This window comes from Aquitalea magnusonii (assembly GCF_003202035.1).
Taxonomy (GTDB): domain Bacteria; phylum Pseudomonadota; class Gammaproteobacteria; order Burkholderiales; family Chromobacteriaceae; genus Aquitalea; species Aquitalea magnusonii.
Window position 1 is genome coordinate 142,229 of record NZ_QJKC01000011.1, and the last position, 19,123, is coordinate 161,351.

Consider the following 19,123-nt stretch of genomic DNA (forward strand, 5'->3'; position numbering starts at 1 on the left):
CGAGGCCATGCGGACTGGTCAATCGTCGCCTTGCCAGCCGTTCCGGGGGAGTGGGCGGGCCGGCGTGGCGACGAACTCAACGTACTTTCACGCTTACCAGCTCGCCGCCGTCCTCGCCGATGACATGGGTGGAGCAGGCCAGGCAGGGGTCGAAGCTGTGCAGGGTGCGCAGGATTTCCAGCGGCTGATCCGGCACCGCCATCCTGGTGCCCATCAGCGAGGCTTCGTAAGCGCCGATCTGGCCCTTGGCGTCGCGCGGGCCGGCATTCCAGGTGGTGGGTACCACGCACTGGTAGCTGTCGATGCGGGTGTCGGCAATCTTCAGCCAGTGGCCCAGCGCGCCGCGCGGCGCTTCGGTAAAGCCCACACCCTTGGCCGCGGCCGGCCAGCTGGCCGGGTCCCACTTCTCCACATTGGCAGTCGCCGTGTCGCCGTTCTTGATATTGCTGATGAGACGGTCGAAGAAGTAGCGCATCTTGTTGGCAGCCCAGGACGACTCCAGCGCGCGCGCGGCAGTACGGCCCAGGGTGGAGAACAAGGCTTCCTTGGGTGCACCCAGCGCGTGCAGCAGCTTGTCCACCGGTTCCTTGAATTCCGGCTTGTTCTGGTGGTAGCCAATCAGGTAGCGTGCCAGCGGGCCCACTTCCATGGCATGGCCCTTCCAGCGCGGCGACTTGATCCAGGAGTACTTGGCGGATTCGTCCAGCTGCTCGATGCGGGTCTTGGTGCCCTTGTGCTTGGCACCCAGCTCGAATTTGGGCGCGGTGATGCCATCGAAGGGGTGCAGGCCCTTGCTGTCGTCGCCATAGCTGTACCAGCTGTGGGTGACGAATTCCTGGATTTCATCCGGGGCGTACAGGTCGATCGGGTGGATTTCGTTGAACTTGCCGTTGATGATGGCACCACGCGGCAGCAGCAGGCTGCTTTCGCTGTAGTCATTGGCATGGTCGGGGAAGTCGCCGTAGGACATCACGCTCTGGCTGGACAGGCCGCCACCGATGGAGGCCCAGTCCTTGTAGAAACCGCCGATGGCGATGACGTCCGGAATGTATACCTGCTCGCAGAAGGTGATGGTGCGGTCGATGATCTGCGACACCAGGTTCAGCCGCTCCATATTGATGGCACCGACTGCGCCCACATCGTCGATATTGATGGCGCAGGGCATGCCGCCCACCAGCCAGTTGGGGTGGGGGTTCTTGCCGCCAAAAATGGTATGGATCTTGACGATTTCCTTCTGGAAATCCAGCGCTTCCAGATAGTGGGCTACCGCCATCAGGTTTGCTTCCGGCGGCAGTTTCATCGCCGGGTGACCCCAGTAGCCATTGCGGAAGGGGCCCAGCTGGCCGGATTCGACAAAGCGCTTCAGTCGCGATTGCAGGTCACGGAAATAACCGGGGCTGGACATGGGCCAGTCGGAAATGCTCTGGGCCAGCTCGCTGGTTTTTTTCGGGTCGGCCTTGAGGGCGGACACCACGTCCACCCAGTCCAGCGCATGCAGATGGTAGAAGTGCACCAGGTGGTCGTGCACATACAGCGCCGCCTGCATGATGTTGCGGATCAGGTTGGCGTTTTCGGGAATCTTGATCTTCAGCGCGTCTTCCACCGCACGCACCGAGGTCAGCGCATGGGTGCCGGTGCACACGCCGCAGATGCGCTCGACAAAGGCCCAGGCGTCACGCGGGTCACGGCCCTTGAGGATGACTTCCAGGCCGCGCCACATGGTGCCGGTGGACACGGCATTGGTGATGATGTTGTTGCTGTCGATGTTCACTTCGCAGCGCAGATGGCCTTCGATACGGGTGACCGGGTCCACCACCACGCGGCGGCCGCTATTGTCCAGGGTAAAACCTTGGGTCTGGTAGGACATCAGACTTTCTCCTCGTTCTTGTCTTTATTCTGCGCGGGGGCGGCGGCGTCCAGCGGCTGCAGGTCCTGCTTTTTCAGCATGGTGCTCTTGATGGCGCTGACCGCGGCATGGGCGGCAATGGCGGCGCCAGCGGTGCCGGCCACGGTAAAGCCGATCTTGTCGGCATTGGCTTCCACGCCGAATTGCGGAATGGAGGTGACGCGGTCGTAGAAGGAGCCCTTGTCCCAGAAGCCTTCTTCCGAACAGCCGATGCAGCCGTGACCGGACTGGATGGGGAAGGACACGCCGTCGTTCCAGCGCACGGTGGAGCAGGCGTTATAGGTGGTGGGGCCTTTGCAGCCCATCTTGTACAGGCAGTAGCCCTTGCGCGCGCCATCGTCGTCCCAGTTCTCGACAAACTGACCAGCATCAAAGTGCGGGCGGCGATAGCATTTATCATGGATGCGCTGGCCGTAGAACATCTTGGGCCGGCCCTGGCGGTCCAGTTCCGGAATCTTGTCGAAGGTCACCATATAGGTAATCACGGCAGCCATGACTTCCGGAATCGGCGGACAGCCCGGCACCTTGATCACCGGCTTGTCCAGAATCACCTGGTGTACCGGCGTGGCGCGGGTGGGGTTGGGTTTGGCGGCCTGCACGCAGCCCCAGCTGGCACAGGAACCCCAGGCGATCAGTGCCTTGGCGTCGGCCGATACGCGCTTGAGTTTTTCCACGAAGGGCTCGCCACCGGGGAAGCAGTACATGCCGTCCTCGTTCAGCGGCGGGTTGCCTTCCACGGCCACGATGTAATTGCCTTTGTGGTTCTTGATCAGGTCGTCGAGGATGGCTTCGGCCTGATGCCCGGCGGCAGCCATGATGGTGTCGTCGTAATCCAGCGAGATCAGCGACAGGATGGCGTCCTTGGCCAGCGGGTGGGCCGAGCGGATGAAGGACTCGGTACAGCAGGTGCACTCGAGGCCGTGCAGCCAGATGACCGGCACGCGCGGCTTGGTTTCCAGTGCGTAGGCAATGCGGGGGACAAAGGCTGAGCCCAGGCCCAGCGAGGTGGCGGTCAGGCTGCAGAACTTAAGAAAGCTGCGCCGAGTCACGCCCTGGCGACGCATGGCTTGATAGAAAGTCTCCATGTGTTTACGCTCCTCCCTGCCATGCTTATGGCATTCGATGTGTTTTCTTGTTGTGCCGGATCTGCGTTATTGGTCTGTCCGGACAGGCTGGCGGTGTTGCAACCTGACCAACGCTTTCAATATCCGTGCCAGCACGGCGGCATGAAAAAGTGTCGACAAAACAGCGCTTTGCCAGCAGGGTGTGGCAGGGGAGGTGTAAACTTGCTTTGCAGTTTGCCGGCAAAGTGGAAAACAGGCGTGGTACGCAAAATGCATCAAATGCGCGGGCTCGCCCTTTAGATGTTAAGTAATAAATGTATAATGTTGCCGTTGTGAACGCTAAATTGCTTACAGGTGTCCGATGATGTCCCCGCTGATGCAGCCCATAGAGCAGATTGCCTCGACTGATATTCTCAGTTGCACACCGGAGACGCTGATCCACGAGGCGGCCAGCCTGATGGTGCAGTCCGGTTGCGGCTCCATCGTGGTGTTTGCCGCACCTGGCCAGGCCGTGGGCATCTGGACCGAAACCGATGCGCTGGCCGTGGATCTGGAAGACGCGGCGGCGCGCTGCCGCCCCATCAGCGAGGTGATGAGCCAGCCGGTGGTGACGCTGGCGCACCATCTGAGCGTGCATGATGTGCTGGGACAATTCCGCAGCAAGGGCATCCGCCATGCCCTGGTTGAAAAAGAGGGGACGATAGTCGGCCTGGTGTCGCTGTCGGACGTGGTGCTGTGTCAGGGCACCGAAGCCTTTCTCGGGCTGAAACGGCTGGATGGCATACTGGCGCCGCCGGCGGTCATCCTGCAGGCCAGCGATAATCTTTCCGCCGCACTCTCCAGCATGCGCGAACAGCAGCTGACCGCACTGGGGGTACAGTTTGCCGATGGCAGCTACGGCATCCTCACCCAGCGCGACGTGGTGGGCATGGTGGCTGCCGGGCAGGGCGATGTGGAGCTGGGCAGCATCTGCACCCGTCCGGTGATCGGTGTGGCCAGCAGCAGCAGCCTGTTACAGGCGCGACGGGTGATCCTGCAGCACCAGATCCGCCATCTGGCGGTATTTGATGCCGACCACAAGCTGGTGCATATCGTCGGTTTTCGCGAAATCATCCAGAGCATAGAACACGAATTCCTGCTGGAACTGCATGGTGCGCTGCGCGAGCGCGACGAAGCCTTGTTGCAATCGCGCCAGAGCCTGCTGCTGGCGGACAAGGTGTTCGAAGCCACCATGGAAGGCATTGTCATTACCGATGGCAATGGCTTCATCCAGTCGGTCAATCCCGCCTTCAGCCGCATCACCGGCTACGCACGCGAAGAAGCCATCGGCAAGACGCCGGCCTTGCTCAAGTCCGGCAAGCAATCCCCCGAATTCTACGAATACCTGTGGCGCTGCCTGCGGCACGATGGGTTCTGGCAGGGCGAGGTGGTGAACCGGCGCAAGAACGGCTTGCTGTATACCGAACACCTGAGCATCACCGCCATCCGCGACGAGCGCGGCGAATGCCTGCACTACGTGGCGGTGTTTTCCGACATCACCCAGCGCAAGCAGGCCGAGGAACGGCTGCATTTTCTGGCCAACCATGATGCGCTGACCGGCCTGCCCAACCGCACGCTGTTTATCGAAAAGCTGCAGTCGGCGGTGGAGCAGGCACGGCAGTTTGATCGCCGTTTTGCCTTGCTGTTCATCGATCTGGACCGCTTCAAGATGGTGAACGACACCCTGGGTCACCATGCCGGCGACGAGCTGCTGATGCGGATTGCCAGCGAGTTGCAGCGCATCGTGCCCAATCTGTCCACCGTGTCGCGTCTGTCCGGCGACGAATTCACCGTGCTGCTGGAAAACGTGGTGACGGTACAGCAAGTGGCCAGCCGGGCGCAGAGCATTCTGGATGCCATTTCGGCCGAATCCACCGTAGCCGGGCAGGGCGTGTTCATTTCCGCCAGCATCGGCATCAGCATGTTTCCGGAAGATGGCGCCATGGCTGACGCCCTGCTGGTGAATGCCGACACCGCCATGTACCGCGCCAAGGAGCGCGGCAAGAACAATTTCCAGTTCTACACCGCCGACATGAATGCGCGCGCCATCGAGCGCCTGAAAATGGAATACAGCCTGCACCGCGCGCTGGCGCAGGACGAGCTGGAAGTGTGGTATCAGCCCAAGGTGGAGCTGGCTTCCGGCCGCATCATCGGGGCCGAAGCACTGCTGCGCTGGCAGCATCCGGACATGGGGCTGATTTCCCCGGCGCAGTTCATTCCGATTGCCGAGGAAAGCTCGCTGATCACCAGCATCGGTGAATGGGTGCTGGACACCACCTGTGGCGCCATCCGCCGCTGGCGCGATGCCGGCCTGCTGCAAGGGCGCATTGCGGTCAATGTGTCCGGCCGCCAGCTGAAGTATTCCAGCATCGTCGACAGCGTGGCGCAGGCGCTGGAGCGGCACAGCCTGCCCAGTAGCGCGCTGGAGCTGGAAATCACCGAAAGCGTGGCCATGGACGAAGACAGCGGCATGGTGGAGGTGCTGCACCGCTTGCAGGCGCTGGGCATTTATCTGTCCATCGACGATTTCGGCACCGGCTATTCCAGCCTGTCCTATCTCAAGCGCCTGCCGGTGCGCGGCCTGAAAATCGACCAGAGCTTCATCATGGACCTGCACCAGGACCGCGACGACGCCGCCATCACCCAGGCCATCATCTCGATTGCCCGCAGCCTGGGGCTGGAACTGGTGGCTGAAGGGGTGGAGCTGGAAGAGCAGCGCCGCTTCCTGCTGGAGCAGGGCTGCGACTGCGGCCAGGGCTATCTGTTCAGCCGGGCGGTGCCAGCCGCCGAGTTCGAGACCTTGCTGCGGCAGCAGCACGGCTGAGTGATGGGTGGCAGTGCGACTTGTCGCTGCCGCCTGCACTGCATTATGCTGGGCGGATGCCCAGCTCCCTCTCCCCCAGTCCGGCATCCAGCCCCGCCGCGCCGCTGTTCTGGCGCGATCCGCAGCTGCCCTTCCTGGAAATCCGCAGCGTGCCGGATGGCCGGCAAGTGTGTTATGCCCGCCATGCGCACGAGCACTTTTCCATCGGCGCCATCACCAGCGGCAGCAGCACTTACCTGAGCCTGCAAGACCGTTACCGCGTGGGCCGCGGCAGCGTGGTGCTGATGAATCCGGGTGATGTCCACGCCTGCAATCCCATAGCCAACCAGCCCTGGTCGTATCACATGCTGTATGTCGACACGCCATGGCTGGCCGCCTTGCAAACCGAATTGGGGCTGAGTGCCAATCAGGATTTTCATGGTTTCCAGCTCAGGCTGAGCGAGGATGCCAGCCTGTATCACGGCCTGCTGCAACTGGTGGCCGCCTGCCATTCCGCTGCCGGCGGCCAGCTGGTCCGGCAGCAAACGGCCACGGCCTTTTTCACCGCCCTGCAACAGCCACGGCCAGCACCGCGCCGTACGCCGGCGCCGGTGCACCCGCGGCTGCAACTGGCGGCCGACTATATCAACGACCACTACGCCGACGACATCAGCCTGCAGGCGATCTGCAGCGCCTCCGCCTTGTCCGCCTCCTACCTGATCCGCGCCTTTCGCCAGCGCTATCACATGACACCGCACGAATACCTGCTAAACCGGCGCATCCAGCGTGGCAAAAGCCTGTTGCGCAGCGGCCAGCCGATTGCCCAGGTGGCGCAGGCGCTGGGCTTTGCCGACCAGGCGCACTTCCAGCGCACCTTCAAGCGGCTGGTGGCGGCCACGCCCGGTCAGTATTGCCGCAGCGTGGGCTGAATCATCCCTGCAGCAGGTAGAGCGCGCTGCCCGCCAGCAGCAGCGCCAGCAGGCGGTTGAACAGCCGCATGCGCGGCGGATGGCGCAGCAAGCCTTGCAGACGTGCACCGGCCCAGGCCCAGCAGGCAATCGACAGATAGCAGACGACAAAATAGATGGCGGCAAACTGCCACACCAACAGTGCTTCGCCATGGCTGACAAAGGCGCCCATGCCGGCCAGCGCAGCCAGCCAGGCCTTGGGGTTCAGCCATTGCATCAGCGCGCCATGGCGAAACGAAGGCCGCCGCTGCTGCGCACCCAGTTCGCCACTGGCGCGGGCGAGCTGCCACGCCAGATACAGCAGAAAGCCCACCCCGGCGTACTGGATCAGCCGGCTTGCCGCCGGTAGCCCGGCCAGCAGTTCGGCCAGACCCAGGCCGGTGAGCAGGAAGAGCAGGGTAAAGCCGATGGTGGCGCCACTGACATGGCGCAAGCTGGGCCAGAAGCCATGGCTGGCACCGCAGCCGAAAGCCACGATATTGACCGGGCCGGGCGAAATGGAAGCCGCCAGCGCAAAAGCGGCCATGGACAGGAAGACTTGCATGGGAATCCTCAAGGGTGGAGTGGACCCTGAAGATAAAGTCGCCGCCGGCACGGGTATTGAACAAAATCACCCTGTTCGCCCGGAGAGGGGCGCAAGAGAACCGCAGGCAGCACCGGTTACCACACCGGCAGCAGCAGATGGCGGCAGGCTCAGTCTTGCGCCGGGGCGGCCGGCAGGGTTTTCTGTTTCAGCTGCAGCAGGGTGTCACGTATCAGGGTGCAGAACGCTTCCTTGTTCTCCAGATGCGGCAGGCTGCGGCCAATGGCGATATCGACAAAAAACGGCACCGGCAGCCACTGGCCACGCCCCATGGCCCGGCCCAGGCCATGCAGGTAGACCGGCACCACCGGGATGTCGGGGAAGTCACGCAGCAGATACCAGATGCCGGATTTGATATCGGACAGGGCCTCCGGCTCGCCGCGGGTGCCTTCCGGAAACAGCACCAGGATGTCGCCGTTGTGCAGGGCCTGGCGGCAGCCGGCCAGTGGATCGCGGCGCATGCCACCGCGTACCACCGGGATGATGCCCACCACATGGGTGGCGAACCAGGCCAGCCAGCGGTTTTTCAGAAAGTAATCCGCCGCAGCCGCAGGGCGCACGCGCGGAATCAGCCCCAGCGGAAACAGGCTGTATAGCGCCAGGATGTCCAGATGGCTGTTGTGGTTGGCAATGACAATGGCTGGCCCGGTGCCGGGCAGCCGTTCCTGATGGCGCACCGTGACGCCCAGCCATAGCCGGACCACCGGCCGAGCCAGCAGCATGACAAAAAGTATCCGCAGCAGATTGTTCATGTCCAAGCTAGAAATACAGGTAATGCACGTAGTGGAAGAACAGCGGCGCGGTATAGGTGAGCGAATCCAGCCGGTCCAGAATGCCGCCGTGGCCCGGCAACAGCCGGCCCGAATCTTTCACGCCGATATCGCGTTTCACCGCCGAAATCACAATGTCACCGATGAAGCCCATGGTGCCAATCAGCAAGCCGGCCAGCGCGGCATACAGCGGGCTGAACGGCGTCAGCCAGGGGCCGAGCAGCCAGCCAAGAACGCTGGTGGTGAGCGCGCCGCCGACAAAACCCTCCAGTGTCTTGTTGGGCGATACCTTGGGGGCAATCTTGCGTTTGCCGCAGGACTTGCCCCACAGGTATTGCGCCACATCATTCAGCTGGGTGAGGGTCACCAGATAAAACAGCATCATCGCCCCCTGTGCCGGTACGCCGATGCCGGTGAGCTGCGGCAGGGTGAGCACGGCCGCCATGTGGCTCAGGCAGAACACGCTGATCATCAGCCCCCATTGCAGCGAAGCGGCCGCCTTGAGAAAGCCCTGTGTCTCGCCGATCAGCACCATGCGCATGGGCAGGAACAGAAAGATGTACACCGGGATGAAAATGATGAACATGCCGTACCAGTGGATGCCCAGCCAGTAATACTGCAGGGGGATGCTCAGATAGGCCCAGAACAGCACCACATGGTCGGCAGTGCGCGTGGCGCACAGCGTGAGGTATTCCTTGAGCGCCAGAAAGCTGATCAGGGCAAACACCACCAGTGCGACAGGAATATTGCCCAGGATGGTGAGTGAGAAACAGCCGACAATCCACCACCAGGTCTTGATGCGCAGCTTCAGCTCCAGCCAGTTCTTTTCCGGTTTGCGCGCCTCCAGCAGACGGATGCTGCTGCTTGCCAGCACCAGCAGCAGGAACACGCCGCCCAGTGCCCAGAGCAGCGGCGGCGGTAACAGCAGATTAAACATGGTGGCCTTCTTTCAGTATGGCGCGGGCACGATTGAACACGGTCAGCAGCATCAGCAAGGCGCTGCTGCCGAACAGCCAGTCGGCATAGCCGGCGCTGGCCGGTGCGATGACCAGCAGCAAAGCAAAACCACCGTAGCAGAAGGCGCGGTCGCTCTTGCCCATGGGCCCGTCGTAGCGTCGTGTACTGCCCAGGCTGGGGCCCAGTATGCCGACAAATTCGGTCAGCATCGCCAGCAGTACCGCCAGCACCACCAGTGCCGGATGGCTGCTCAGGCTGCAGAAGGGCAGATACAGCGCGGCATCGGATACCACGTCGCCCACTTCATTGAGGATGGCCCCCAGGCGCGATTGCTGGCCGAATTCGCGGGCCAGCATGCCATCGATGGCATTCAGGGCCATGCGCAGCAGCAGAAACAGCGGCAGCAGCAGCCAGGGCAGTGTGTGGCTTGCGGCCAGCCATAGCCAGGCGCCATAGGCCAGTGAGCCCAGCATGGCGGCGAGGGTGACCTGGTTGGCGCTGATGCCGGCAGCGGCCAGTGTATGCAGCAGCGGGCGTAGCAGGCGCTGAAAGCGGGATTTGAGAGCGTAGATGCTTGGCATGATGGTAAGGCTGCTGCCGTGGTGGGCACAGCTTGTTTGACGTTGGAATAATAATTATCTGGCATTCTGCCTAGTGCGCTGGCAATGAGCAAATGATCGCGGTGGCTTGTGGTTATTACTTAAGTAAAAATAGTTAAACAGTCGCGGCAGCTACCGGCTGGTGCTCAGGCGCGGCGGTGGGCCGACGGCGCATGCCGTGCGGTGTGGCGGCGTGGCCGGGCCGCATGGATAGTCATATTGGTGGGGGGAGGCCGCAATGAAAAAGCCGTTCACTGCAAGAGTGAACGGCTTTTGTGGTCTGAGCGCTGCAATCGCGCGCGTCCTGCCCGGTTAAAGGGGCGGTGGCGCGGGCCGGTGGCGGCAGGCTTAGCCGCCGATTTTTTCTTTGCCGCCCATGTACGGACGCAGCACGGCCGGAATGGTCACGCTGCCATCGGCGTTCTGGTAGTTTTCCAGCACCGCCACTAGGGTGCGGCCGACGGCCAGACCGGAACCATTCAGGGTGTGCAGCAGCTGGTTCTTGCCGTTTTCGTCCTTGAAGCGGGCCAGCATGCGGCGCGCCTGGAAGGCTTCGCAGTTGGAGCAGCTGGAGATTTCGCGGTAGGTGTTCTGTGCCGGCAGCCATACTTCCAGGTCGTAAGTCTTGGCTGCGCCAAAGCCCATGTCGCCAGTGCACAGGGTAATCACGCGGTAGGGCAGTTCCAGTGCTTTGAGGATGTTCTCGGCGTGGCCGACCATTTCTTCCAGCGCGGCATAGGAGTGGTCCGGGTGCTCGATACGCACCATTTCCACCTTGTCGAACTGGTGCTGACGGATCATGCCGCGGGTGTCACGGCCATAGCTGCCGGCTTCGGAGCGGAAGCAGGGCGAGTGGGCGGTCAGCTTGAGCGGCAGCTCTTCCATTTTCAGGATGCTGTTGCTCACGGTATTGGTCAGGGTGATTTCCGAGGTGGAAATCAGGTACTGGTCCACCGTGCCTTCTTCGCCACCCTTGGTCACCTTGAACATGTCTTCGGCAAACTTCGGCAGCTGGCCGGTGCCCAGCAGGGCGCTGTCGTTGACGATGTACGGGGTGTAGTGCTCGGTATAGCCGTGCTCGCCGGTGTGGGTGTTCAGCATGAACTGCGCCAGCGCGCGGTGCAGGCGGGCAATGTCACCCTTCAGCACGGTAAAGCGGGCGCCGGACAGCTTGGCACCGGTGTCGAAATCCAGGCCCAGCGGGCTGCCGATGTCGACGTGGTCTTTCACTTCGAAGTCGAACTGGCGCGGCACGCCCACGCGGCGCACTTCCACGTTGTCGTTTTCATCCTTGCCTACCGGTACCGATTCGTGCGGCAGGTTGGGGATGCTCATCAGCAGGGCGTCCAGCTTGGCTTGCACGGCTTCGAAGGCGGCTTCGGCGGCTTTCAGCTCATCACCCAGGTTGGCCACTTCGGCCATGATGGCGGACACATCCTCGCCCTTGCGCTTGGCTTCGCCAATTTGCTTGGAGGTGGCATTGCGGCGCGATTGCAGTTCCTGCATACGGGTTTGCAGGGATTTGCGGTCGGCTTCCATTGCGGTGAAAGCGGCGGTGTCCAGGGTGTAGCCACGGCTGGCCAGGCGGGCAGCGACGGCGTCCAGGTCGTTACGGAGCGATTGAATGTCTAGCATGGAAAATCCTGATGGTATTGAAATGTCTTGCTGGTAGCGGGCTGTCTTAACAGCAGCAGCCCCTTACTGAATCCTGCATGCGGAGGGGAAGCAACCGCTGGTGCTGCTGCACGGTCTGCCGGTGGCTGGCAGCAGCAATTTGTTCGGTAAAACGCAAGTGTAACGGCAAGCGGCAGGCTTTGTCCTGCCCCTTGCCGGGAAAAGCAGCATTATAAGCAATGCTGGCGGGCTTGTAGATGTTGGCAGGCGACGTCCTGCTGTGCTGTGGCCGACGTGGGTCTGGCATGGCTCAGCCCTTGGCTGCGGTGCCGGGTTTATTTTTTGCCGGCTTCTTCATCCCACTTTTTCAGTTGCGCCAGCTTCTCGCCTATCTTGATTTCCAAGCCGCGCGGCACCGGCTGATACCAGCCCGGTTCGGGCATGTCGTCCGGCAGATAGCTTTCGCCGGCGGCGTAGGCATTGGGCTCGTCATGGGCATAGCGGTATGCGTGGCCATAGCCCAGCTCTTTCATCAGCTTGGTGGGCGCATTGCGCAGGTGTACCGGCACCGGGCGGCTCTTGTCCTGCTTGATGAAGGCGCGGGCCTGGTTGTAGGCCATGTAGCCGGCATTGCTCTTTGCCGCTACCGCCAGGTAAATGGCGGCTTGTGCCAGTGCCAGTTCGCCTTCCGGGCTGCCCAGTCGTTCGTAGGTGGTGGCAGCATCATTGCAGATCTGCATGGCGCGCGGGTCGGCCAGACCGATGTCTTCCCAGGCCATGCGTACCAGGCGGCGTGCCAGATAGCGCGGGTCGGCACCGCCATCCAGCATGCGGGTGAGCCAGTACAGCGCGGCATCCGGGTTGGAGCCGCGCACCGATTTGTGCAGGGCGGAAATCTGGTCGTAAAAGGCATCACCGCCCTTGTCGAAGCGGCGGGCGTTGACGCTGAGTACCTCGGCCAGAAAGTCTTGCGTGATCTGGCCGGTTTTACGCGCCAGCGCGGCGGTGCGGGTTTGCTCCAGCAGATTGAGAAAGCGCCGGGCATCGCCATCGGCATAGCCGGTGAGGGTGGCGATGGCCTGTTCATCAAACTCCAGCCCGTCCAGTGCGCCCTTGTCGCAGGCGCGGCGGAACAGCTGTTGCAGCTCGGCTTCGTCCAGACTGTTCAGCACATACACCTGCGCCCGCGACAGCAGGGCGGAGTTCACCTCGAAAGACGGGTTTTCGGTGGTGGCGCCAATAAAGGTGAGCAGGCCGGATTCGACAAAGGGCAAAAACGCATCCTGCTGGCTTTTGTTGAAGCGGTGCACTTCATCGACAAACAGAATGGTATGGCGACCGGAGCGCTGCAGGGCGGCATGGGCCTGTTCCACTGCGTCACGGATGTCCTTGACCCCGGAGAATACGGCAGAGAGCGGAATGAACTCGGCATCGAAACTGCCTGCCAGGATGCGCGCCAGCGTGGTTTTGCCCACACCGGGCGGGCCCCAGAGAATCATCGAGTGCAGGGTGCCGGATTCCACCGCCAGCCGCAGCGGCTTGCCGGGGCCGATCAGGTGCTGCTGGCCGATGACCTCGTCGAGTGTGGCCGGACGCAGTGCTTCAGCCAGCGGCTTTTTCGCTTCCTGGGCAAACAGATCATTCATGGCGGCTAATACGGCTGGAAAACGGCCTGCTAGTATATCAGCTGTGCTGCGGCTTCCGCAGTGTCTGGCAAAAGGAGTGGGGATGAAACTGCGGATGGCTTGGTTATTGCTGGCCTTGGCGCTACCGGCGGCGGGAGGGCCATTGCGCGACTGGCTGCAGCAAGGCGCGGCCAGTCACGATGGGCTGGGTGCCGACGAGACACTCAGCCAGGCTGCCTTGCCGCCCGGCGTGCGCAAGCTGGCTGACCTGGCGTATGGCCCTGATGTGCGCCAGCGGCTGGATGTCTACCTGCCGGCCAGCGCCGGGCAGGGGCGGCCGCTGCTGGTGATGGTGCATGGTGGGGCCTGGCGGCTGGGCAGCAAGCAGGCAGGCAGTGTGGTGGATAACAAGCTGGCACACTGGTCGCCTGCCGGAGTGGTGCTGGTGTCGCTGGATTACCGCCTGCTGCCGCAGGCTGCGGTGGAACAGCAGGCCGATGACGTGGCCAGTGCGCTGGCCTGGGTACAGGACCATGCCGCAGAGTGGGGGGCAAACAAGCGGCAGCTGGTGTTGATGGGCCATTCCGCCGGTGCACATCTGGTGGGCTTGCTGAGTACCGATCAGGCCTTGCGCCAGCGCCATGGCGTACAGCCCTGGCTGGCCACGGTATTGCTGGATAGTGCGGCGCTGGAGGTGGCTGCCATCATGCGCGCACCGCATCTGCCCTTGTACGACAAGGCTTTTAGCGGGGATGCCGCCCGCTGGGCGGCTTTGTCGCCCACACGGCTGCTGACGGCCGCCGCGCCACCCTTGCTGGCGGTGTGTTCCTCACGCCGCGCAACGTCCTGCACCCAGGCACAGGGGCTGGCGGACAAGGGGCGGCAGGCCGGGGTGACGGTACAGGTATTGCCGCAGGAGCTGAGCCATGGCCAGATCAACCAGCAGCTGGGCTTGCCGGGCGACTATACCCGACAGGTAGAACGGTTCTTGCAGCAGGCGGGCTGGGCGGTGGCGCCATAAGACCGGGCAGCCGCCGCCGTGGTCGGCGCGGACTCAGTCTCCGCTGACCACATCCACGCCCTTGGGTGCGCTGAAGCTGAAATGACTGGCCGCCAGTGCCGGGTTCTTCTGCTGGGCGCTGAAGCGGATGCGGGTGTTGTTGCCAAAGCTGTCGGTCAGCTCCATTTCCACCAGCATCTTGTTGCTGAAGCCCATGCGGATGGCGTTGAAGGTGTTGTCGGCCTTTTTCGGGCTGGCGCTCAGCCATTCCACCTCGCCCTGTTTGCCGGCTTCTTTCAATACATAGTCACGCTCGATGGCATTGTTGCCGGCCAGCAGTGCCGCCGGGCTGCTGCCCAGTGCGCCGTCCAGATTCTTGCGGGTGACCTGGGCCAGGTCCTTGTCGTAAATCCACAGTGTTTTGCCATCGCCGACGATCAGCTGTTCGTAGGGCTTGTTATAGCTCCAGCGGAATTTGCCGGGGCGCGAGATTTCCAGCGTGCCGCTGGCTTCTTCGTGCTTGTTTTTGGAGCTGACCAGCTGGTTGAAGCTGGCCGACAGGGTCTTGGTGTCGCTGACAAAAGCCTTGAGCTGAGCGATGGCGCTGGCGTGGACGGGTAGGCTTAGCAGGGTGGCCAGTAAGGCCAGGGCGATTTTTTTCATTGGGAATCCTTGATACAGGCCGCCAGGGCTTGCTTGTGTGCGATGCAGCACAGTGTGACAGCAAGTGAGGCGGCGGGTTCTGCCTTTGCTGTTAAGGAATGTGGCGCAAGCGCTGGCCAGGCCAGTGATACAGCGCCGCTGGCGCAAGGCGCGCAGCGGCCGGTCCGGGGGTGACGGCGCTTATTGCTCCAGCCCTTTCAGCCATTGTGGCTTGGGCAGCTTGTCATAGTCGATGATGCTGGCGGCAGTGGGCTGGTAGGCAAACACCGGCTTGCCATGATTGCTGTAACGCAGCTGGATGTAAGCCTGGCCACGCAATTGCGGCGTATCCAGCTCCACGGTCTGGTTGACGCCCAGCAACTGGCCGCGCCGATTGGCATACAGGTGCGATACCGATTTGCTCAGCGGCTGTTTGGCGACCTTGCTCTGGGTGAGCTCGCGTACCAGTTGCAGCAGCTGTTCGGCTTGCTTGCCATCTTGCGGGCGACCGTCGCGCTCGGCTTGCTGGCTCACCACCTTGGCCAGTCCTTCCAGCACATGCATCAGCACCTGGTTTTCCTGCTGCGGGCTCATGGCAATGCGCAGCTGATAGCTGGCGCCCAGTTCTCTGGCGGTGCCGTCCAGCGCTTCCAGCGCAAATGCCTGCGGCGCGACCTTGCCATAGCCTTCGTCCACCAGTCCCGGCAGGGCCTGCAATATGGCATCCAGCGGTATCTTGCCGGCGATGTCCGGCGGCAGCTGGAAGCGGACAAAACGTGGCTGCTCGCTGTGCAGCTCCGGCACGAACAGGTCAAGGGCGGAGGGGTCGACCAGCAGCGAGAAGTCCTGCAGGTTCAGCTCCAGCGGCAGGGTGACGCTGGCCTGCAGATTGCGCCGCTCAAAGCGAAAGGACGGGATCAGCTCCATGCGCTTGCTGGCCTGATCGACCGCACCGCTCACCGTCACCTTGGTGGAACGGGCGACTTCATCAATGGTGTAGCGCAGCTGCGGCTTGGCATCATCCTCGCGACTGCCGTGCAGGGTGTTGAAGCCCATCTCGCCACTGAAGTTGTAGCTGGCGTGTTGCAGGTTTTCGCGCAGTACCAGACGGGTGGCCTGATCCGCCGGTTTGCCGGCCAGCGGGCTGGCGCAGCCGCCGAGCAGGGCAAGGGCGGTGAGTAGGGGCAGGGTGGCCAGGGCAGGGCGGAGTTTCATGGGGCTTTCCGGTGATGACAATAGAATAGCGCGCAGCTTGGCATGCCTGAGGATGGCAGGCAAGCAGGCCCGGCAAGCCTGCTTGCCTAATCGCTTAGCTGAACTTGTTGGTGATGGGGTAGCGCCAGTCCTTGCCAAAGCCACGCTGGGTGACGCGCGGGCCAACCGGTGCCTGGCGGCGCTTGTATTCGTTGATCTTCAGCAAACGCACGACCTTGCGCACATCAGCCTCGGCAAAACCGTCGGCGATGATTTCTTCTGCCGACAGGTTTTCCTCCACATAGCGTGCCATGATGGCGTCCAGCACCTCGTAGGGCGGCAGGCTGTCCTGGTCTTTCTGATCCGGGCGCAGCTCGGCAGAGGGCGGGCGGGTGATGATGCGCTCGGGGATGACTTCGCCCTGGGTATTGCGCCAGCGGCACAGGGCGAACACCAGGGTCTTGGCCACGTCTTTCAGTACGGCAAAGCCGCCAGCCATGTCACCGTACAGTGTGCAGTAGCCGGTGGTCATTTCCGACTTGTTGCCGGTGGTCAGCACCAGCTTGCCGGTTTTGTTGGACAGCGCCATCAGCAAGGTGCCGCGAATGCGCGCCTGCAGGTTTTCTTCGGTGGTGTCTTCCGCCAGACCGGTGAAATTGGCCGCCAGCGCATTCATGAAGCTCTCGTACATCGGCCAGATTTCGATTTCGTCATACTGCACACCCAGCCGACCTATCATGTCGCGCGAGTCGATCACCGAGATGTCGGCGGTATAGCGCGAGGGCATCATCACCGCGTGCACCTTGTCCGCACCCAGTGCATCCACCGCTACCGCTAGTGTCAGTGCCGAGTCGATGCCGCCGGACAGACCCAGCAGCACGCCAGGGAAGCCGTTCTTGCTGATGTAGTCGCGCACGCCCACCACCAGTGCCTGGTAGACGCTTTCCAGCTCGCCCGGCAGTGCGGCCTTGGCCGGGGCGGCTTGCAAGTCGCCGGCGCTGAAATCGATCAGCAACAGCTCGTCGCCATAGGCGCGGGCCTGGGCCACCACCTCGCCCGCCTTGTTGGTGGCGAAGGACGCACCATCGAATACCAGCTCGTCCTGGCCACCCACCAGATTGACATAGGCAAACGGCAGGCCGGTTTCCTCGGTGCGGTAGCGCACCACCTCATGGCGGGTTTCAATCTTGTTGCGGTGGAAGGGCGAGGCATTCAGCACCAGCACCACATCGGCACCGGCATCGGCGGCTTCTGCCGCCGGGTCTACCGACCACACATCCTCGCAGATCAGCACGCCAACCTTGTGCTCGCCCTGCTGGAACACCAGCGGCATGGCGCCGGGGGTAAAGTAGCGGCACTCATCGAATACTTCATCATTGGGCAGCAACATCTTGTGATACTGGCCCAGCCGGTTACCATCGCGCAGTACTGTGGCGGCGTTGAAGCGCTCATGGCCCAGCTTGACCGGATGGCCGATCACCAGCGTAATGCCATCCAGCTCCATCAGCTGGTCCATGGCGGCGGAGCAGGCGCGATAAAAGCTGTCGCGCAGCAACAGGTCTTCCGGGCTGTAGCCGGTGAGGGCCAGCTCCGGTGTCACCAGAATATCGGCGCCCTGCGCCATGGCGGCCTGGGCCAGATCGAGAATTTTTCGGGTATTGCCGACGATATCGCCAACAATCGGGTTGAACTGAGCGAGCGCAATACGCATGTTGAACATAACCATGGGTTTGGATGTTGCGATTTTACCCCAAGAATGACGGCTTGCCCGAAAGGAAACCACGTGAATCTGCATCTGGCCGATAGCTATGGCGCTTTGCATGCTGCTGACTGGGACCAACTGGCGGCGGATGCCGGCCTCTTCATGCAGCGGCAATGGCTGAGCGCCCTGCAGGATAGCGGCTGTGCCACAGTGGCCAGCGGCTGGCAGCCACTTCCGCTGCAACTGCAGCAGGATGGCCGCCTGCAAGCCTTGGCCCCCGCCTGGCTGAAAAGCCATTCGCGTGGCGAATACGTGTTCGACTGGGCCTGGGCCGAAGCCTGGCAACGCGCCGGCCTGGATTACTACCCCAAGCTGCTGCTGGCCTCACCCTTTACCCCGGTAAGCGGGCCGCGCCTGCTGGGCGATGCTGCCGGGCAGCGGCTGCTCATCCAGGGGCTGCAGCAAGTGGTGGCTGACTATCGCCTGTCCTCCGCCCATGTGCTGTTTCCCGCTGCCGAGGAACTGGCGCTGTTGCAAGAGGCTGGCTGGCTGCTGCGCCATGGCGTGCAGTTTCACTGGCTCAATCAGGGCTATGCCGATTTCGATGCTTTCCTGGCGCAGTTATCGCAGAGCAAGCGCAAGAAAATCCGCCAGGAAAGGCGCAAGGTACGCGATGCCGGCATCAGCGTGCAGGTATTGGCTGGCGAGGAAATCAGCGCGGCCGACTGGGCATTCTTCGAACGCTGTTACCGGCAGACCTATCTGGAACACCGCTCGCCACCTTATCTCAACCTGGATTTCTTCCAGCGGGTAGGACGCAGCCTCAGCCCGCATTGCCTGATGTTTGTCGCCCGGCGCGCTGGGCAGGCCATTGCCGCCAGCTGGTGCCTACAAGACGGCAACACCCTGTATGGCCGCTACTGGGGCGCGCTGGACAGCGTGGATTGCCTGCATTTCGAGCTGTGCTATTACAGCGGTATCGAATACGCCATCCAGCATGGATTGCAGTGTTTCGAAGGGGGCGCACAGGGCGAACACAAACTGGCGCGCGGCTTTACCCCGGTGCAGACCAGCTCGGCCCACTGGATTGCCCACCCGCAATTTCGCCGCGCCATTGCCGACTGGCTGGAACGCGAACGCGAAGCCATCGGCGATTACCAGCAACAGCTTTTTTTGCATGCGGCCTACAAAACCCCTTGCGCCCAGCAATAAGGGCTTATATACTGCGCAGCCTCTGAGGCCGAAACGCAGTAAACACAGCCTTGGCAGCCATCTGGAGAGGTGGATGAGTGGTTTAAGTCGCACGCCTGGAAAGCGTGTTTAGGGTAATACCCTAACGGGGGTTCGAATCCCCCCCTCTCCGCCAAACACCCCTAAAGTGTTGTTTTTACAGTAAATTCAGGTTATACAAGGCTTTTTTGCCCCTGAGTTCTACACAACACTCCTACACATTGGCGATAAGAGTTCAGTTTTTTTCTTGGCTTGGCGGTTTCAAGAGCTAAGTGCAACACCAACCAATTAAAGGTTAAGTTGTTGCATGCAAAGAACTTATGAGCACCTCAGTGCCGAAGAACGCGGGTTCATCATGGCAATGAAACAGCAGGGAGAGAGTGCCAGGGCCATTGCAAAGGCATTGCACCGGGCTCCCAGCACGATT

At 62.1% G+C, this 19,123-nt stretch carries 16 protein-coding genes and 1 tRNA gene; 6 read left to right on the forward strand and 11 right to left on the reverse strand.

Features of this window, described 5'->3' with window-relative positions:
• Positions 1-76: 76 nt before the first annotated feature.
• Together DFR38_RS13240 and DFR38_RS13245 are read right to left on the reverse strand one after the other, a co-directional pair.
• On the reverse strand, positions 77-1,867 hold the full coding sequence (locus tag DFR38_RS13240; protein ID WP_059287301.1) for a nickel-dependent hydrogenase large subunit: 1,791 nt from the start codon (positions 1,865-1,867) through the stop codon (positions 77-79).
• Positions 1,867-2,991, reverse strand: a complete 1,125-nt coding sequence (locus DFR38_RS13245) for a hydrogenase small subunit (protein ID WP_059287302.1) — start codon at positions 2,989-2,991, stop codon at positions 1,867-1,869. The genes DFR38_RS13240 and DFR38_RS13245 overlap by 1 nt, the downstream gene beginning before the upstream one ends.
• A gap of 340 nt (positions 2,992-3,331) precedes the next feature.
• On the opposite strand from DFR38_RS13245, the gene DFR38_RS13250 reads away from it, so the two are divergent.
• On the forward strand, positions 3,332-5,833 hold the full coding sequence (locus DFR38_RS13250) for an EAL domain-containing protein (RefSeq protein WP_244909907.1): 2,502 nt from the start codon (positions 3,332-3,334) through the stop codon (positions 5,831-5,833).
• A 56-nt stretch (positions 5,834-5,889) separates the two neighbouring features.
• Positions 5,890-6,741 (forward strand): helix-turn-helix transcriptional regulator, encoded by an 852-nt coding sequence (locus tag DFR38_RS13255; RefSeq protein ID WP_110313523.1) that lies wholly within the window; start codon positions 5,890-5,892, stop codon positions 6,739-6,741.
• 1 nt (position 6,742) lies between these two features.
• Here DFR38_RS13255 and DFR38_RS13260 read toward each other — a convergent pair whose 3' ends face one another.
• The 6 genes from DFR38_RS13260 to DFR38_RS13285 all read right to left on the reverse strand — a co-directional run bounded on the left by DFR38_RS13260 (position 6,743) and on the right by DFR38_RS13285 (position 12,949).
• Entirely contained in the window at positions 6,743-7,324 is a 582-nt protein-coding gene (locus DFR38_RS13260; RefSeq protein ID WP_110313514.1) for a LysE family translocator, read from the reverse strand.
• Between the two features lie 149 nt (positions 7,325-7,473).
• Positions 7,474-8,085: a lysophospholipid acyltransferase family protein gene (locus DFR38_RS13265; RefSeq protein ID WP_239688812.1), complete on the reverse strand. Its 612-nt coding sequence runs from the start codon at positions 8,083-8,085 to the stop codon at positions 7,474-7,476.
• Between the two features lie 37 nt (positions 8,086-8,122).
• Positions 8,123-9,070 (reverse strand): phosphatidate cytidylyltransferase, encoded by a 948-nt coding sequence (locus DFR38_RS13270; RefSeq protein ID WP_059287280.1) that lies wholly within the window; start codon positions 9,068-9,070, stop codon positions 8,123-8,125.
• The gene (locus tag DFR38_RS13275) at positions 9,063-9,671 is read right to left on the reverse strand and encodes a CDP-alcohol phosphatidyltransferase family protein (protein WP_059287281.1); all 609 of its coding nucleotides are present in this window, start codon (positions 9,669-9,671) and stop codon (positions 9,063-9,065) included. The genes DFR38_RS13270 and DFR38_RS13275 overlap by 8 nt, the downstream gene beginning before the upstream one ends.
• Positions 9,672-10,037: 366 nt before the next feature.
• Entirely contained in the window at positions 10,038-11,324 is a 1,287-nt protein-coding gene (gene serS / locus DFR38_RS13280; protein ID WP_110313515.1) for a serine--tRNA ligase, read from the reverse strand.
• A gap of 314 nt (positions 11,325-11,638) precedes the next feature.
• The gene (locus tag DFR38_RS13285) at positions 11,639-12,949 is read right to left on the reverse strand and encodes a replication-associated recombination protein A (protein ID WP_059287282.1); all 1,311 of its coding nucleotides are present in this window, start codon (positions 12,947-12,949) and stop codon (positions 11,639-11,641) included.
• Positions 12,950-13,031: 82 nt separating this feature from the next.
• Here DFR38_RS13285 and DFR38_RS13290 point away from each other — a divergent pair, with 82 nt between their 5' ends.
• Positions 13,032-13,949, forward strand: coding sequence for an alpha/beta hydrolase (locus tag DFR38_RS13290; protein WP_110313516.1), 918 nt, complete (start codon positions 13,032-13,034; stop codon positions 13,947-13,949).
• A 33-nt stretch (positions 13,950-13,982) separates the two neighbouring features.
• Here DFR38_RS13290 and lolA read toward each other — a convergent pair whose 3' ends face one another.
• The 3 genes from lolA to DFR38_RS13305 all read right to left on the reverse strand — a co-directional run bounded on the left by lolA (position 13,983) and on the right by DFR38_RS13305 (position 17,475).
• Positions 13,983-14,591 (reverse strand): outer membrane lipoprotein periplasmic chaperone LolA, encoded by a 609-nt coding sequence (gene lolA / locus DFR38_RS13295; RefSeq protein ID WP_059285831.1) that lies wholly within the window; start codon positions 14,589-14,591, stop codon positions 13,983-13,985.
• Positions 14,592-14,771: 180 nt separating this feature from the next.
• Positions 14,772-15,785: a hypothetical protein gene (locus tag DFR38_RS13300; protein ID WP_059285830.1), complete on the reverse strand. Its 1,014-nt coding sequence runs from the start codon at positions 15,783-15,785 to the stop codon at positions 14,772-14,774.
• Between the two features lie 94 nt (positions 15,786-15,879).
• Positions 15,880-17,475, reverse strand: coding sequence for an NAD+ synthase (locus tag DFR38_RS13305; protein ID WP_110313524.1), 1,596 nt, complete (start codon positions 17,473-17,475; stop codon positions 15,880-15,882).
• Between the two features lie 72 nt (positions 17,476-17,547).
• Here DFR38_RS13305 and DFR38_RS13310 point away from each other — a divergent pair, with 72 nt between their 5' ends.
• From DFR38_RS13310 to DFR38_RS21880, 3 genes are all read left to right on the forward strand, one after another.
• Positions 17,548-18,678 (forward strand): GNAT family N-acetyltransferase, encoded by a 1,131-nt coding sequence (locus DFR38_RS13310; RefSeq protein WP_244909908.1) that lies wholly within the window; start codon positions 17,548-17,550, stop codon positions 18,676-18,678.
• Between the two features lie 63 nt (positions 18,679-18,741).
• Positions 18,742-18,832, forward strand: a tRNA-Ser gene (locus tag DFR38_RS13315).
• Between the two features lie 171 nt (positions 18,833-19,003).
• Positions 19,004-19,123: helix-turn-helix domain-containing protein (locus DFR38_RS21880; RefSeq protein ID WP_146215901.1), on the forward strand; the 120-nt coding region annotated here is incomplete at its 3' end.

Excerpts from the sequence above, each read along its gene's own strand:
- DFR38_RS13240 (WP_059287301.1), bottom strand. The coding sequence starts at position 1,867 with ATGTCCTACCAGACCCAAGGTTTTACCCTGGACAATAGCGGCCGCCGC.
- DFR38_RS13245 (WP_059287302.1), bottom strand. The coding sequence starts at position 2,991 with ATGGAGACTTTCTATCAAGCCATGCGTCGCCAGGGCGTGACTCGGCGC.
- DFR38_RS13250 (WP_244909907.1), top strand. The coding sequence starts at position 3,332 with ATGATGTCCCCGCTGATGCAGCCCATAGAGCAGATTGCCTCGACTGAT.
- DFR38_RS13255 (WP_110313523.1), top strand. The coding sequence starts at position 5,890 with ATGCCCAGCTCCCTCTCCCCCAGTCCGGCATCCAGCCCCGCCGCGCCG.
- DFR38_RS13260 (WP_110313514.1), bottom strand. The coding sequence starts at position 7,324 with ATGCAAGTCTTCCTGTCCATGGCCGCTTTTGCGCTGGCGGCTTCCATT.
- DFR38_RS13265 (WP_239688812.1), bottom strand. The coding sequence starts at position 8,085 with ATGCTGCTGGCTCGGCCGGTGGTCCGGCTATGGCTGGGCGTCACGGTG.
- DFR38_RS13270 (WP_059287280.1), bottom strand. The coding sequence starts at position 9,070 with ATGTTTAATCTGCTGTTACCGCCGCCGCTGCTCTGGGCACTGGGCGGC.
- DFR38_RS13275 (WP_059287281.1), bottom strand. The coding sequence starts at position 9,671 with ATGCCAAGCATCTACGCTCTCAAATCCCGCTTTCAGCGCCTGCTACGC.
- serS (WP_110313515.1), bottom strand. The coding sequence starts at position 11,324 with ATGCTAGACATTCAATCGCTCCGTAACGACCTGGACGCCGTCGCTGCC.
- DFR38_RS13285 (WP_059287282.1), bottom strand. The coding sequence starts at position 12,949 with ATGAATGATCTGTTTGCCCAGGAAGCGAAAAAGCCGCTGGCTGAAGCA.
- DFR38_RS13290 (WP_110313516.1), top strand. The coding sequence starts at position 13,032 with ATGAAACTGCGGATGGCTTGGTTATTGCTGGCCTTGGCGCTACCGGCG.
- lolA (WP_059285831.1), bottom strand. The coding sequence starts at position 14,591 with ATGAAAAAAATCGCCCTGGCCTTACTGGCCACCCTGCTAAGCCTACCC.
- DFR38_RS13300 (WP_059285830.1), bottom strand. The coding sequence starts at position 15,785 with ATGAAACTCCGCCCTGCCCTGGCCACCCTGCCCCTACTCACCGCCCTT.
- DFR38_RS13305 (WP_110313524.1), bottom strand. The coding sequence starts at position 17,475 with ATGCGTATTGCGCTCGCTCAGTTCAACCCGATTGTTGGCGATATCGTC.